The sequence below is a fragment of the Dyella thailandensis genome, assembly GCF_050749815.1.
In the GTDB taxonomy this organism is placed as follows: domain Bacteria; phylum Pseudomonadota; class Gammaproteobacteria; order Xanthomonadales; family Rhodanobacteraceae; genus Dyella_A.
The window spans coordinates 2,786,133-2,799,238 of record NZ_CP192735.1 but is presented as its reverse complement, the minus strand read 5'-3'; the positions used below and the strand labels follow the sequence as shown (position 1 = coordinate 2,799,238).

Below are 13,106 nucleotides of genomic sequence, written 5' to 3'. Positions count from 1 at the left end.
TGGGGCTCAGTGCAGGAACAGCTTCTCGGCGATCTTCGCCAGCGGCTTTTCCAGTGCGTTCTGCACGCGCATCGGCAGATCCAGCGGCTTGAGTAGCATCTTCACCGTCATCTCGGCCGGAATGTTCCGCCGCAGCAGGCCCTGCGCGCGGTTGCTGATCTGGCGGAACTGCGTGTCGCTGCCGTCGGGATAGCACTGGTTGAAGACGTGGCGCAGGGCGATGTCGCTGTCCTCGCTCTTGATCTCGTTGACCCGGCGCAGGATCGCGCGGAACACCTTGGTGCGACCGAAGCCTTCGCGTTCCCGGTAGAGCCGGTAGTGCTGGTAGAAGTGCTTGTAGTGGCGCACTTCGTCGCTCTTGATGTGGTTGGTGAGCTGCTTGAGCACCGGCTCGTCGGTGATGTCGTTGAGCGCGCGGTAGAGACTGGCGGTGCCGGTCTCCACCACGCAGCGCGCGGCCAGCTCCAGGCCGCGTGAAGGCTCCAGCTGTTCGGCGGTGCACACCGCGCCGTACTCGTCCCAGAACGCCTTGAAGCCGGCCTCCCAGTCGAATTCCGGCCACACCGTGCGCACGTAGGTGGCCAAAGCGCGGCCATGCTGCAGTTCCTCATGCTCCCAGTGCTGGCTGAGCCAGGTCTGCAGCGCCTCGTCGCCGGCGAAATGGTTCACCAGGTTGTGCGTGTACAGATCCGAGCCGCTCTCGACGAAGGACGAACTGCACAGCAGGAAGAACAGATCCTCGTTGTGGCGGATGCGCGCCTTGTCGATGCGGGAAAAGTCGATGCTTTCCAGCGTCCAGGGCAGCGTGTGGCTGTCGTAGCTCAACGGGTGGGTTCCTTGTCGCAAAGACGTGCGCGCGCCATGGCGCGCGCGAGGTGACAAATCAATGACACAAGCATACGGCGTTGGCCGCGCATTGGAATTAACCGCGGCCGACCCCACACCCTCCGGTTGCCCCGGCTGCGCCACCGTGGCGTGCCGTTTCCCATCGATGGAGCTCCCATGATTCCCACTTTCAGCTATGCCGCCCCCGCCGCCCGCGCTCCGCTGGCGCCGTACCGCTTCGAGCGCCGCGAGCCACGCGACACCGACGTGGTGATCGAGATCCTCTACTGCGGCGTGTGCCACTCCGACCTGCACACCGTGCGCGACGAGTGGGGTACCGGCGAGTACCCGATCGTGCCCGGCCACGAGATCGTCGGCCGCGTGCTGCGCACGGGCAAGGCGGTGACCAAGTTCAAGCAGGGTGACCTCGCCGGCGTCGGCTGCATGGTCGATTCCTGCCGCGAGTGCGCCAACTGCCAGGACGATCTGGAGCAGTTCTGCCTCAAGGGCGCCACCTTCACCTACGCCGGCAAGGACCGCGTCGACGGCACGCCGACCCAGGGCGGCTACTCCACCCACATCGTGGTGGACGAGGCGTTCGTGCTGCGCGTGTCCGACAAGCTCGACCTCGCCGCCGTGGCACCGCTGCTGTGTGCAGGCATCACCACGTATTCGCCGCTCAAGCACTGGAAGGTCGGCAAGGGTTCCAAGGTCGGCGTGATCGGCCTGGGCGGTCTGGGCCACATGGCGTTGAAGTTCGCCCACGCGTTCGGCGCCCAGGTGGTGCAGTTCACCACCTCACCCTCCAAGCGCGAGGATGCGCTGCGGCTGGGTGCCGACGAGGTGGTGCTGTCCAACGATGCCGAGCAGATGAAGCAGCACGCCGGCAGCTTCGATTTCATCCTCGATACGGTGTCGGCGCCGCACGACCTCAACGAATACCTGCGCATGCTCAAGCGCGACGGCACGATGGTGCTGGTCGGCCTGCCCGACACGCCGCCCACCGTGCACGGCGGTTCGCTCATCTTCGGTCGCCACTCGCTGGCCGGCTCGCTGATCGGCGGCATCGCCGAGACGCAGGAAATGCTCGATTTCTGCGCCGAGCACGGCATCGTCTCGGACATCGAGCAGATCCGCATGCAGGACATCAACGAGGCCTATGAGCGCATGCTCAAGAGCGACGTGAAGTACCGCTTCGTGATCGACATGGCCTCGCTGCGCGACGCCGCCTAACCTTGCGGGAAGTGACGGTGGTGCCTAGCGCACCACCGTCACCGGTACGTGGGCGCGCGCCAGCACGTCGCCGGATACCGAGCCCAGCAGGAAGCGCGCCAGCGCCCCGCGCTCGGTGTGACCGATCACGATGTGGTCGCAGCCATGCTGCTCGAGCTGGTTGATCAGCACGTCGCCCGGGCTGCCGTGGGTCAGCTCCACATCCACCAGCGCCTCGGCGTCCGGTTCCAGCGCCTTGAGCTCTTCCAGCAGCTCGCGCGCCCGCGCGGTGCCGGAGTCGGCCATCATCAACGCGCAAGCGTCGGCGCCGGCCTCGGTCACCTGCAGCACCGACACCACGCGGACTCGCCCGTGATTAAGGCGCGCCAGCGCCATGGCCAGCTCGAAGCCCCGCCTGGACGTGTCCGAACCGTCATAGCCGACCAGTGAATACTTGAACATCGGGCACCTCCGCGGCCTGCGTGATCTGCAGAGGGATCATGCCACGCAGACCGCGAAAGCGATGGCAGTGCGACCCGCGCAACGTCAGTCGTCGACCCAGTGGCAACGGCGCTCGATGTGGGTGCCGGCGTTCTTATCCTGGTGGTGCTCCTGCACCTTCTTGCCGGCGTAGCCGCCAGCGACGGCGCCACCGATGGTGGCAAGCGTCTTGCCCTTGCCGCCGCCGACCTGATGGCCGAGCAGGCCGCCGGCTACCGCGCCGACCGCCGTGCCGGCGATCTGGTGCTTGTCCTTGGCCGGCGCGTTGGCCACACGCACGTCTTCACACACCTGGTGCCGGCCGCGATGCTGGGCGTGCACATCGGGCACCCCGGCCGCGAGCGTGAGGGCGGCGAGGGCAGGGAGCAGGAATCGACGGGACATGATGGCCTCCGGGAGTGGGTGGGAACACGGCCGCAGTGTCCGGCCGGCGCCGTGAGCTCGCAGTGCATCGCGCGTAATCAGGCCGTGTCCGCGCCGCGTCGCCGGACCACCGCATGCGCGCGCGGCACGATCGGCCGCCCACCCACCTCGGCCACCGATTGGGTGAGCTCGGCACCCAGCAGCAGGATCAGGGCGGAGTAGTAGACCCACACCAGCAGCACCACCACGCCCCCGGCCGAGCCGTAGGCGCCGCCCACGTTGCTGCGGGCGAGGTACAGGCCGATCGCAAACTTGCCCGCGGCGAACAGCACCGCGGTCAGCGCGGCGCCGACCACGGCATCCGGCCAGGCGATGGTGGCATCGGGCAGCACCTTGAAGATCGCCGCGAAGACTGCGGTGAACACGCTGAGGCTGATTAGTGCCTCCAGTACCTGCCAGGCCAGCGTGTCGCCGCGCACGAACACCGCGATCAACGCGCTGGCGGCGAACGAGACCACCATCAGGAACGCCAGCGACAGCAGCAGACCCAGCGCCAGCATGCGGGCACGCAGCCAGTCCAGCACCGCGCCGCCCGGTCGCGGCGCGAGATTCCACACGCGGTTGATCGCGCCCTGCAGCTGGGCGAATACCGCCGATGCACCGACCAGCGTGACGCCCAGCCCGAACAGCCCCGCCCAGCTGCCCACGCCGGGGCGCTCGCGGGCGTTGTCCAGCACCAGGGTGACCGCATCGGCGGCGCGCGGCCCCAGCAGATGCTGCAGCGAGACGACGAGTTGCTGCTGCCAGGCCGGCTCCAGCGACGTCACCACCCACAGCAGCAGCACAAGCAGCGGCGCAAAGGACAGCGCCGAATAGAACGCCAGCGCCGCCGCCCGCGTGGTCAGTTCGTCGTGCGCAAAACCCTGCGCCGTGCGCTGCACGATCGCCCAACCCTTGTGCAGGACACGATGCGTTCGCGACATCGGGACGTCGGGATCTGGCACGGGACGGCTCCGTTGGGGAGGGACGCCACGATGATGGCTGCTGCGCGGCCCGAATGTGAACGGTTGGCCGACGACAGCGCGGCGTGGACGCCCGGCCCACGCGCACTCACTGAATCCTCGCCCGCGGTGCACGAAGTCCTCACGCCGCCGTGCCGATGCTGCGCCCCACCACTCGGGACCCTGGCCGCGCCGCGGTCGGTCCCGTGGCTCCCGGTTCAACCCGGCACAGCACGTTCATCCACAAGGAGTTCACCATGATCAAGCGCAATCACGCTCTCGCCGCCCTCCTGCTGGCTACGGCCGGCGCGATGGGCGCCACCGGTGCCAAGGCCGCCGAGGCCACCGTCAAGTGCGACCTGACGTACAACCTGTCGGGCTGGTCGATCCTCTACAAGCATGCCGAGGGCACCGGCATGGTGACCTGCGACAACGGCCAGTCGGCCCGCGTGAAGATCGCGGTGGTCGGCGGTGGTCTCACCGCCGGCAAGTACCACATCGACAACGGCAAGGGCGAAATCAGCAAGGTGCACGGCATCGACGAGGTGTTCGGCGATTACGCCCAGGCCGGCGCCGAGGCCGGCGTGGTCAAGAGCAGCACGGCCCAGGTGCTGACCAAGGGCACCACCTCGCTGGCGCTCGCCGGCACGGGTGAGGGCGTGAACCTCGGCATCTCGGTGGGCAAGTTCACCATCAGCCGCCAGTAATTCCGGCTCCGCCGGCATATGCCGGCACGACGGTTTGCCAAGGGCGCCTGCGGGCGCCCTTGTGCATGGGCAGCGCTAAACTGCGCCGTTCCGCCACCGATACGGAGCTGCCTCGATGCGTCGCCTCTTGCTGTTGCTAGCGCTTGCGCTGCTGTGCGGCACCACGATCTCCGCGCACGCCGCCATCCCGCAGCCCGGCGCCACCGCGCCCGATTTCCGCCTGCAGGACCAGAACGGCCACTGGCGCACTCTGGCCGATTACCGTGGGCACTGGCTGGTGATGTACTTCTATCCGAAGGACTTCACTCCCGGCTGCACCACCGAGGTCTGCACTTTTCGCGATGACATCGCCAAGCTGCGCAAGGCCGGTGCCGACGTGATCGGGGTGAGCCTGGACGACGTGGCGTCGCACGCGAAATTCGCGCAGAAGTACCGCGTTCCGTTTCCTTTGCTCGCCGACAGCGCGCATCAAATGTCCACCGCCTATGGCGTGCTCTCGTCCACGGTGGGATTCCACTACGCGCGCCGCACCACGTTCCTGATCGATCCGCAAGGCAAGGTGGCGAAGGTTTATGAGGATGTCGATCCGGAGAAGAACTCTGCGCAGGTGCTGCGCGACCTCGCGTCGCTGAAGGCGGGGGGCTGACCGTGGCCAACGACAACGCGGCGACTTATCCGCGATTCGCGTTATGGCGCCTCGGCCTGTGGGTGATCCTGTTGCTGGCCGCCTTCGGCGCCATGCAGTACGGCGTGCACGGTCAGCGCGTGTGGTCGGTGCTGGGAAGCACGACGCTCGACGCCGAAGGGCGCGCCGCACTGCACGCCATGCTGGGCTGGGATGCGGCCTACTTCATCGCAGCGGCGGCGCTGGTGGTGTTCTGCGCCGCCGGCATCCTGCGCCAGGGTTGGGCGCGGCCGGTGTTGCGGGTGGCGCTCGCCCTGCTTGCGCTCGGCCTGCTGCTGAGCGGCGTGCTGCTGTACCGCCACTGGCTGGACTGGAGCGGCCAGACGCACGGCATGGCCGACGCCGCGGCGCTGGTGGCGCAGGAGGCGCGCCGGGTGCATCTCTCGCTCGCCTTCGACGCGGTCGGGATCGTGGTGTTGTGCTGGCTGGTGTGGCGGCTCGGCCAGCCGGCGGTGCGCGCGCAGTTTCGGCGCCGGGGCTGAGTAGGCGCGCGGATTCAGCGGCGATTGGCGGCGGCGCAGGTATCGATGGCTGTCCCTATGCATCCGAGTCGCCCATGCGTTTTCTCGCTCTTGCCATCCTGTCCTCCGCGTTGTTCTTGGCCGGCCCGCTGCAGGCCCAGCAACTCGCCACCCGCTGCCAGGCCAGCAGCAGCTTCGATGTCACGGTGCAGCCGGACCGTTTGATCTTCGATCGCGCTGCGCCGGCGCCGCAGCGGCTGGTGCTCCGCGATGGTCAGCTGCAGGCCGATGGCGTGCCGGTGCGTTTGAACGCCGAAGACGAGGACCGTCTGTCGCTGTTCGAGCGGGAGTTGCGGACGCTGGTGCCGAAGGTGCGTGCGGTGGGCAAGCGCGGCGTGGATCTCGCCGTTCAGGCCCTGCGCGAGGAGGCGGCCGGCATGGCGCTCAGCGCGGCCTCGCGTGCCGAACTCGATCAACGCCTCACCGCCGACGCCGCGCAGCTGCGCCAGCGCATCGACAGCAGTCGCAGCACGCATGACTGGCAGGGTGATGCGGCGCAGGCGCTGGGCAACCAGATCGCCAGCGACCTTGCGCCCATCGTTGCCGGTGACCTGGGCCAGCAGGCGCTGCAGGCCGCCATGAGCGGGGATCTGCAGACCGCAGCGCGCCTGCGCGACCAGGCCGCCGACCTCACCACCGCGCTGCGGCCGCGGCTGGAGCGACGCATGCAGGCGCTGGCGCCGCAGGTGGACGCGCTATGCCCGTCGATCCGCCGTCTCGCCGAGCTGCAGCAGGGCGTGCGTGACGGCGCCGGGCGGCCGTTGAACCTGCTCACCGTGGGCGGGCACTGACTCGCGCGAAAGCGAACCGCAGCTAAAGCCCGCCATGCCGGGGCCGGCCGGGTTAACCCGGGGGTAAGCGGCCGGGCGCGAGCATGACCGTATTCCTCCACCGAAGGGAGGCCACGCGCCGTGTCGCTGGCATCGCAGCCGCTCTACAACGCCCTGATCCGCCGCAGCATCGATCTGCAGCGCCTGTGCCAGCAGGCGGCGCAGCAGGTGGAGGAGCCGGGCTTGCGCGTGGTGCTGCAGGAAAACGCCGCGGCCCTGGAACTGCTGATCCTCGACCTGCAGATGCAGTTGGCCGCCCAGGGAGGTCGCCCGGCGACCCACGGTCGCTGGAACACGCCCCGGCCCTGGCGGCCGGCCACCTGGTGGGTGCGCCGCATGACCTTGAGCGATGGCCAGTGGATCCGTCTGCTGGCGCGCCGCGAAGCCGCCCTCCTGGCGCAGTTCGAGCAGGTGCTGGAGCGGGCGCCCCACGAGGCGGCGAAGGAGCTCGGCCGGCTGTCCGGGCGCGTGCACGCGGTGCATCTGGACATGCACAGCCTCGCGCTGGCGGCGCGCTGATCCCATCGGAACCAAGGACCGCGCAGCCAGGGAAATCGGCCGGGAAAGCGGGCTGCTAGGCTTGGCCCGACTGCAACGGACCAAAACGGAGGTGGACCATGCGTGCTCGATGCCGATACCTGTTACTCGCTGTCCTCATGGGGCCCTGGCACGCTGCGGCCGCGGGGGACACGCTGCGCGTGGACAGCCACGTGCTGGTCGTGGGCGATACCGCCACGCGCGTGATCGAGCTGCTGGGTAAACCGGTGTACCGGGAGCCGATCAACAACGAGTACGGCGCGTGGCTGGGCGAGCGCTGGCAGTACAGCCGCGACGGCCACGTCATCACGGTCACCGTGCTGGGTGGAAAAGTGGCCAACATCGACGATCGCCGCAGCTGAGACCCGTTGTGACTGATGGCACGGCATGACGCCTGGCCCATGGTCGGGCGCATGCCACCGCGCATCCTGAGTTGGCAGGTCAGCCCTTGGGGGCTCGCCGTCACTACGGGGATACGCTCATGCGCAAGACACTCTCACTGCTGACGCTGGCCATCGGCGTCGCGTTCGGTTCGCAGGCCCAGGCGCATGACCGCCTCGTCCATGTCGATCACCAGTGCAGCTTCAGTACCGACTACAACGTGCGGGTGGACGCCGCCGGCGTCGCCTTCAGCCGCGACGACGGCGCCCCCACCAAAGTGTTCATGCATGACGGGCAGCTGCGCGTGGACGGCCGCCCGGTTGACGTGAGTGCAGCGGACGCCGTGCGCCTGCGCGACTACGAGCGCTCCGTGCGTGCGCTGCTGCCCGAAGTGGCTGGCATCGCTCGCGAAGGGCTGGATATCGGCTTCTCTGCGCTGACCGCGGTGGCCACCACGTTCGCCGAAGATGGCGACGAGCGCTCCCGCCTGCTGGCGCGCCTCAACCGCGATCACGCCAAGGCGCTCTCGCGCATCGACGCCGGGCTCGGCAGTGGCGTGTGGACCCAGCACGACCTCGGCGACACCATCGGCGACAGCGTCGAGGGTGCTGTGTCCGAGCTGGTCAGCACCGTGACCGCCGGCGCCGTGAAGGCGGCGCTGAGTGGTGACCAGACCCGCATCGCGGCGCTGGAAGCGCGCGCCGATTCGCTCGACAAGACCATCGAGAAGGAAGTGGACGCGCGCGCCGATCAACTCGAGGTGCGGGCGCAGGCGCTGTGTCCGAAGCTCGCCGCGCTCGATCAACTGCAGCAGCAGCTGGATTTCCGTCTGCCGAACGGTGCCGCTCTCCAGTTGATCGGTCGCGAGCACGACGAGGTCGACAAGGACAAGGTCGCCGCGCGCTGATCGGCCGCGTTCCTTCACGCCGCCGCACCCGTTGCGGCGGCGTTGTCTTGCCCACCTGCCGCACGCCGGCTTGGTTTCCGCGGCCGCCCCGCCTAGGCTGATCCTTTTTCGGGTTCTAAGGAGATCAGGCCATGCAGCACGCCCTCGGCGGCCGCACCGCGGCGCTCGCGCTTCCCTTTTCGCAGCAGGACCTCGCCCGCTACGGCGACCAGGCCATCCAGCTCGGCCTGCGCCTGGTTGCCGCGCTGCTGGTGGTGCTGGTGGGCATCTGGGTGGCGCGGCGGCTGGCGAACGTGGCCGAGCGCGCCTTTGGTCGCGCCCGTTTCGACGTCACGCTAGCCAGCTTCCTGCGCAATCTGCTGTACGGAATACTGATCGCCCTGCTCATCGTCACCGCACTGCAGGTGGCTGGGGTGCCGTCCGCGCCGCTGGTGGCCGCGCTGGGCGCCGGCGGCCTGGCGATCGGCCTGTCGCTGCAGGGCTCGCTGAGCAACCTGGCCTGGGGCGTGCTGCTGGCGCTGTTCCGCCCGTTCCGGGTGGGCGATTTCGTCGAAGTGGGCGGCACGATGGGCAGCGTCGATGCGATCAACCTGATGTATACGCAACTGGTGACGCCCGACGGCCGCGAGGCGATCATCCCGAACGCCAAGATCGGCGGCGACGCGATCATCAACTTCAACCGCCGCGGTACGCGCCGCTTCGAGCTCAGCGTGGGCATCGGCTACAAGGACGACATCGGTGCGGCGATGGCCGAGATCGAGAAGCTGTTCGAGGCCGATCCGCGCATCCTGAAAGATCCGGCGCCGGGCGTGTGGACCACTGCGCTGGGCGAAAGCTCGGTGGACCTGGTGATTCGCGCCTGGGCCACTTCGGCGGACTTCTGGCCAGCCCAGACCGACCTGCTGCGCGCGATCAAGGAATCCTTCGATGCCGCCGGCATCAGCATCCCGTTCCCGCAGCGCGAGCTCACGGTGATCCAGGGCAGCCTGCCTCCTGCCGCGGAGCGGCAGAGCTGAGCCGGCTGAGCGCGGGCATCACGCCCGCGCTCAGGGCTGCAGGCTGACCGCGCGCCGGTTGTCGGCCGGAATGCGGTCGATCAGCTCGTTGTACGGGTCCACGCCGGCCTCGGCCGGCCTGCCGTCGACCACCACGGTGACCGTGCTGTCGCCCTTGGGCAGCACGCGCTTTTCCAGGTACAGCGGCTTGCCGTCCACGCCGGCGCGCGTGGAGGCGGCGAACACGCCGATCTCCACCGGCACGTCCGGCACGGCAGCGGTTTCCTTGCCGGTGCCGTCCACATAGCTCTTGTCCGCGTGCACCTGCAGGGTCACCTGGTAGCGCCCGTCCGGCAGCTTCCTGGCGGTGGCTTCGGTGAGGCGGTTGTCGAAGAAGGTGATCTTCCAGAACAGGTCGTCGATCAGGCCGTGCCACTTCGGATCGACGCCGCGCTTCAACGCGTCGACGAATTCCTGCGAGGTGGTGTACGGCGGCGCCTGGAACGCCTTGTCGTGCAGGAACTGCCGCAGCACGGCGTTGACGGTGTCCTCGCCCACGTAGTCCTGCAGTGCGTAGAACACCAGCGACGCCTTCTGGTAGTGGATGTAGGTCTGGTTCTTCTCCACCTTGCCCAGCGGCTCCTCGCGCACCGGCTCGCCGGCGCGGCTGGCGAGGTAGTTGTCCAGCTCGTACTTGAGGAAGCGACGCATCTGGTCGGCGCCGTACCTGTGCTTCATCACCATCAGCGCCGAGTACTGCGCCAGCGACTCGCTGAGCAGCGTGGAGCCCTGCATGTTGGCGCCGATCACCTGATGCGCCCACCACTGGTGCGCCACCTCGTGGGCGGTGACGTAGTAGGCGTAGTCGATCTTCGACGGGTCGCGCAGGTCGGCAATGAAGCCCACCGATTCGGAGAACGGAATGGTGTTGGCGAACGACTGCGCGAAGCTGGCGTAGTTGGGAAATTCCAGGATGCGCAGCTGGCGGAACTGATAGGGCGAGAAATTCGCCTCGTAGTAGGCCAGCGAATCCTTCGCGCTCTGCAGCATGTCGTCCACGTTCCAGGCGTGCGCGGGGTTGTAATAGACCTCCAGCGCGATGTCGTGCCAGTGATCCTTCTTCACCGCGTATCGGCCGGATATCCACGAGAAGAAGTCCAGCATCGGCTTGTCCATCACGTAGTGGAACGTGCGCTTGCCGTCGGCGCGGGTCTCGCTCTGCAGATAGCCCGGCGCCATCGCGATCTGGTCGCCGGCGGTGGTGATGGTGGTGTCGAAGTGGATCCAGTCCGAGTCGTTGCTGATGTAGGTGTTGGCGCGCGCCGCCTCGTCGCCCAGGCGCGGCATGCGCGGCACGTCTTCCTTCAGGCCGAGCTTGCGGCGGGTGTTGCGGTCGGTGAGCTGGTTGTCCGGCTGGTAGCCGAAGCGCGGCAGCACGGTGCTGTTGAAGAACGTGCCGTTGTGGGCGAGGAACTGGCCCTGCGGCGCGTTGGTGAAGCCCTTGGGCGCGTAATCCAGCGTGGCGTCGAACGGCATCGAGGCGCCGGGCGCCAGCGGCGTCTTCAGTCGGTAGATCGCATAGCCGAGACGGTCGTCGACGGTCACCGCTTCGTGTGGAGCGAATGCCAGCGTGGTGGTGAAGTCGGTATCGGTGTTGACATGCAGCTCGCGGATCGGCGCGTCGTGCCGGTTCACCAGGGTCATGTGCGCCACCAGGTGCAGGCGGCGGCGCGCGAGGTCGAGGTCCACGTCGGCCTGCACCGCGGTGATGCGCGGCTGCGCCAGCCCGGCGTAGCGGGCGTATTGCTTCTCGTAGTCGGCGCGCAGGCGGTTGGCGTCGTCGCCGGTGCGGTACGCGTTGAGCACGTTGGTGTTGTAGTAGATCCAGCCACCACACAGCGCGAAGCCGGCGAGAGCGAGGATCAGCGCCAGCCGCATCGGCGGCGTGAGGCGAGCCCGCGCCTCGCGCTTGCGCTCGCGCCAGCCCTGCACGCTGCCGCGCACCCAGAACAGCGCCGCCACCACCGTCATCGCGATCGCCAGCAGCGTCCAGTAGCCGTCGAACCACAGCGCACCGGGCAGGAAATGGCCGAAGCCGTTGAGGTCGGAATACGGCGTCGCCGGCGCGGTGCCGAAGTTGTACAGGTGGTGCTCCCAGCCCAGCAGACCGAAGCCGATCAGGCTGGCGACCAGCCACACGATGGTCAGCAGGTAGCCGAGGAAGCGGTTGTTCGCGATGACCTGGAAGAACACCGCCAGCGCGGCCAGCAGCAGGTAGGGCAGAGCGTCCAGCGCCAGCATGGCCAGATACAGGCCCGGCTCCAGGTGCGTGTAGCCGTGCGCTAGCTGCCAGCCGATCGCCACGACACTGCCGGTGATGAGGAACACCCCCACCACGGTGAACAGCGCCAGCAGCTTGGCCACCAGCGGCACGCCGTCCGGGGTGGGGAAAGCGTCGCTCACCGCGGCCACGCCGGCGGCGCGTTCGCGCCACACCAGCTCGCCGGCGTAGAAGGTGAGGATGATGTAGAGCATCACCTGGAAGCCGCCTTCCACCGTCTCCACCATGCGATGGGTCACCGGGTAGGTGGCGGTGCCGTAGAGCTGGCCGGACAGCGCCAGGATCGCCAGCACATTGACCAGCGCCAGGATCAGCATCACCAGGAACGGCACGCCGGTAAGCACCGCGCGCGTGTCGAACAGCCACTGCGCGCGCAGCTGGGCCAGCGTGGCGCGCCAGCCGCGCACCAGCGTGGCATCGATGGCAGCGTTGGTGGCCGGTCGCAGCAGCGGCGGCTCGGCGCGCATCTTGCGCCGGGGCAGCGACAGGCCCTCGCGGTCGGGCCGGAACAGCGCGAACGCCACCGCGAACAGCGCCAGCCCCACGCCACCCCACAGCAACCGGTTGAACAGCAGGATCCCGCTCAGCGGCGGCAGCGCGTGGTTGAGTTCGTCGGCCGACCAGTAACGAGTGACGATCGCCAACGTGCGCCCGCCGAACGGATCGAGCAGGGCGGCCAGCCAGTGATTGTCCACGTCGCGGGTCAGCGCGCCGGTGATCACCTGCAGCACGAAGTACACGACCACGCCCACATAGGTGGCCAGCAGCGAGCGCGTGGTGGTGGCGATGAGAAACAGCAGCCCGGCGATGAACAGCATCGAGGGCGCCACCATCACCGCCAGCGACCACAGGTAGCCGATCGCGCGCGGTGGCCCCAGCCGCGCCGCATCCAGCCACGGCATCAGTCCACCGGCGGCCAGCCCCAGCGCGCATACGGCGAGGATCGCCAGGCAGGCCAGGTAGCCCGCGGCGAAGCGTCCGCCCAGGTAGGCGCGCCGGCTTACCGGCGTGGTGAACATCAGCTCGGCGGTGCGCAGATCGAAGTCGCGCAGCGCCGCGCCGGCCACGAACAGCGCCACCAGGAAGATGCTGAACACGGTGAGCACCGACATCAGCTTCACCGTCACCATCGGCGCGTTGCGCCAGACGTTGCCGGTGGCGCCGCCGAGCGCCACCGCGTCGGTGCTGGTGAGGGTGAAGGCCATCGCGGCGAACACCGCCGCGATCACCCAGAACAGCGGCGAGCGCAGCTGCTGGCGCCATTCGAAGCGGAAGATCTCGAAGAACATGGAGTCGTCCC

14 protein-coding genes are annotated in these 13,106 nt (G+C 68.4%); 9 read left to right on the top strand and 5 right to left on the bottom strand.

All coding sequences use genetic code 11. The features are described from left to right. Nucleotides 1-6 precede the first annotated feature (6 nt). On the bottom strand, nt 7-825 hold the full coding sequence (locus ACQVBX_RS12965; RefSeq protein WP_431634547.1) for a ferritin-like domain-containing protein: 819 nt from the start codon (nt 823-825) through the stop codon (nt 7-9). A gap of 177 nt (nt 826-1,002) precedes the next feature. On the opposite strand from ACQVBX_RS12965, the gene ACQVBX_RS12960 reads away from it, so the two are divergent. Next, nucleotides 1,003-2,058 carry an NAD(P)-dependent alcohol dehydrogenase gene (locus tag ACQVBX_RS12960; protein ID WP_431634546.1) on the top strand — a complete coding sequence of 352 codons (1,056 nt, stop codon included), beginning with the start codon at nt 1,003-1,005 and terminating at the stop codon, nt 2,056-2,058. Between the two features lie 24 nt (nt 2,059-2,082). On the opposite strand, the gene ACQVBX_RS12955 is transcribed toward ACQVBX_RS12960, so the two are convergent. The 3 genes from ACQVBX_RS12955 to ACQVBX_RS12945 all read right to left on the bottom strand — a co-directional run bounded on the left by ACQVBX_RS12955 (nt 2,083) and on the right by ACQVBX_RS12945 (nt 3,884). Continuing rightward, nucleotides 2,083-2,499: a universal stress protein gene (locus ACQVBX_RS12955; RefSeq protein WP_431634545.1), complete on the bottom strand. Its 417-nt coding sequence runs from the start codon at nt 2,497-2,499 to the stop codon at nt 2,083-2,085. Nucleotides 2,500-2,583: 84 nt separating this feature from the next. After that, nucleotides 2,584-2,922, bottom strand: coding sequence for a glycine zipper 2TM domain-containing protein (locus tag ACQVBX_RS12950; RefSeq protein WP_431634544.1), 339 nt, complete (start codon nt 2,920-2,922; stop codon nt 2,584-2,586). A 77-nt stretch (nt 2,923-2,999) separates the two neighbouring features. After that, nucleotides 3,000-3,884, bottom strand: coding sequence for a YihY/virulence factor BrkB family protein (locus ACQVBX_RS12945; RefSeq protein ID WP_431634542.1), 885 nt, complete (start codon nt 3,882-3,884; stop codon nt 3,000-3,002). 275 nt (nt 3,885-4,159) lie between these two features. Between ACQVBX_RS12945 and ACQVBX_RS12940 the strand changes: the two genes are divergently transcribed. The 8 genes from ACQVBX_RS12940 to ACQVBX_RS12905 all read left to right on the top strand — a co-directional run bounded on the left by ACQVBX_RS12940 (nt 4,160) and on the right by ACQVBX_RS12905 (nt 9,486). Continuing rightward, complete coding sequence (locus ACQVBX_RS12940) at nt 4,160-4,609, top strand: hypothetical protein (protein ID WP_431634541.1); 450 nt, start codon at nt 4,160-4,162, stop codon at nt 4,607-4,609. Nucleotides 4,610-4,724: 115 nt separating this feature from the next. Continuing rightward, nucleotides 4,725-5,255, top strand: coding sequence for a peroxiredoxin (locus ACQVBX_RS12935; protein ID WP_431634539.1), 531 nt, complete (start codon nt 4,725-4,727; stop codon nt 5,253-5,255). A gap of 2 nt (nt 5,256-5,257) precedes the next feature. After that, nucleotides 5,258-5,776: a hypothetical protein gene (locus ACQVBX_RS12930; protein WP_431634537.1), complete on the top strand. Its 519-nt coding sequence runs from the start codon at nt 5,258-5,260 to the stop codon at nt 5,774-5,776. 74 nt (nt 5,777-5,850) lie between these two features. Beyond that, nucleotides 5,851-6,606 (top strand): DUF2884 family protein, encoded by a 756-nt coding sequence (locus ACQVBX_RS12925; protein ID WP_431634535.1) that lies wholly within the window; start codon nt 5,851-5,853, stop codon nt 6,604-6,606. A 120-nt stretch (nt 6,607-6,726) separates the two neighbouring features. Beyond that, on the top strand, nt 6,727-7,164 hold the full coding sequence (locus tag ACQVBX_RS12920; RefSeq protein WP_431634533.1) for a DUF2383 domain-containing protein: 438 nt from the start codon (nt 6,727-6,729) through the stop codon (nt 7,162-7,164). 137 nt (nt 7,165-7,301) lie between these two features. Next, entirely contained in the window at nt 7,302-7,544 is a 243-nt protein-coding gene (locus ACQVBX_RS12915) for a DUF2845 domain-containing protein (RefSeq protein ID WP_431634531.1), read from the top strand. Nucleotides 7,545-7,663: 119 nt separating this feature from the next. Then, a complete protein-coding gene (locus ACQVBX_RS12910) occupies nt 7,664-8,470 on the top strand; it encodes a DUF2884 family protein (protein ID WP_431634529.1) in 807 nt (268 codons plus the stop codon). Between the two features lie 131 nt (nt 8,471-8,601). Continuing rightward, nucleotides 8,602-9,486 (top strand): mechanosensitive ion channel family protein, encoded by an 885-nt coding sequence (locus ACQVBX_RS12905; protein WP_431634526.1) that lies wholly within the window; start codon nt 8,602-8,604, stop codon nt 9,484-9,486. A gap of 30 nt (nt 9,487-9,516) precedes the next feature. Here ACQVBX_RS12905 and ACQVBX_RS12900 read toward each other — a convergent pair whose 3' ends face one another. After that, nucleotides 9,517-13,095: an ABC transporter permease/M1 family aminopeptidase gene (locus tag ACQVBX_RS12900; RefSeq protein ID WP_431634524.1), complete on the bottom strand. Its 3,579-nt coding sequence runs from the start codon at nt 13,093-13,095 to the stop codon at nt 9,517-9,519. Nucleotides 13,096-13,106: the final 11 nt, after the last annotated feature.

Bases quoted from the DNA above. Each gene is read 5' to 3' on its own strand.
- ACQVBX_RS12925 (WP_431634535.1), top strand. From the start codon at position 5,851: ATGCGTTTTCTCGCTCTTGCCATCCTGTCCTCCGCGTTGTTCTTGGCC.
- ACQVBX_RS12940 (WP_431634541.1), top strand. From the start codon at position 4,160: ATGATCAAGCGCAATCACGCTCTCGCCGCCCTCCTGCTGGCTACGGCC.
- ACQVBX_RS12910 (WP_431634529.1), top strand. From the start codon at position 7,664: ATGCGCAAGACACTCTCACTGCTGACGCTGGCCATCGGCGTCGCGTTC.
- ACQVBX_RS12960 (WP_431634546.1), top strand. From the start codon at position 1,003: ATGATTCCCACTTTCAGCTATGCCGCCCCCGCCGCCCGCGCTCCGCTG.
- ACQVBX_RS12945 (WP_431634542.1), bottom strand. From the start codon at position 3,884: ATGTCGCGAACGCATCGTGTCCTGCACAAGGGTTGGGCGATCGTGCAG.
- ACQVBX_RS12935 (WP_431634539.1), top strand. From the start codon at position 4,725: ATGCGTCGCCTCTTGCTGTTGCTAGCGCTTGCGCTGCTGTGCGGCACC.
- ACQVBX_RS12950 (WP_431634544.1), bottom strand. From the start codon at position 2,922: ATGTCCCGTCGATTCCTGCTCCCTGCCCTCGCCGCCCTCACGCTCGCG.
- ACQVBX_RS12900 (WP_431634524.1), bottom strand. From the start codon at position 13,095: ATGTTCTTCGAGATCTTCCGCTTCGAATGGCGCCAGCAGCTGCGCTCG.
- ACQVBX_RS12955 (WP_431634545.1), bottom strand. From the start codon at position 2,499: ATGTTCAAGTATTCACTGGTCGGCTATGACGGTTCGGACACGTCCAGG.
- ACQVBX_RS12905 (WP_431634526.1), top strand. From the start codon at position 8,602: ATGCAGCACGCCCTCGGCGGCCGCACCGCGGCGCTCGCGCTTCCCTTT.
- ACQVBX_RS12915 (WP_431634531.1), top strand. From the start codon at position 7,302: ATGGGGCCCTGGCACGCTGCGGCCGCGGGGGACACGCTGCGCGTGGAC.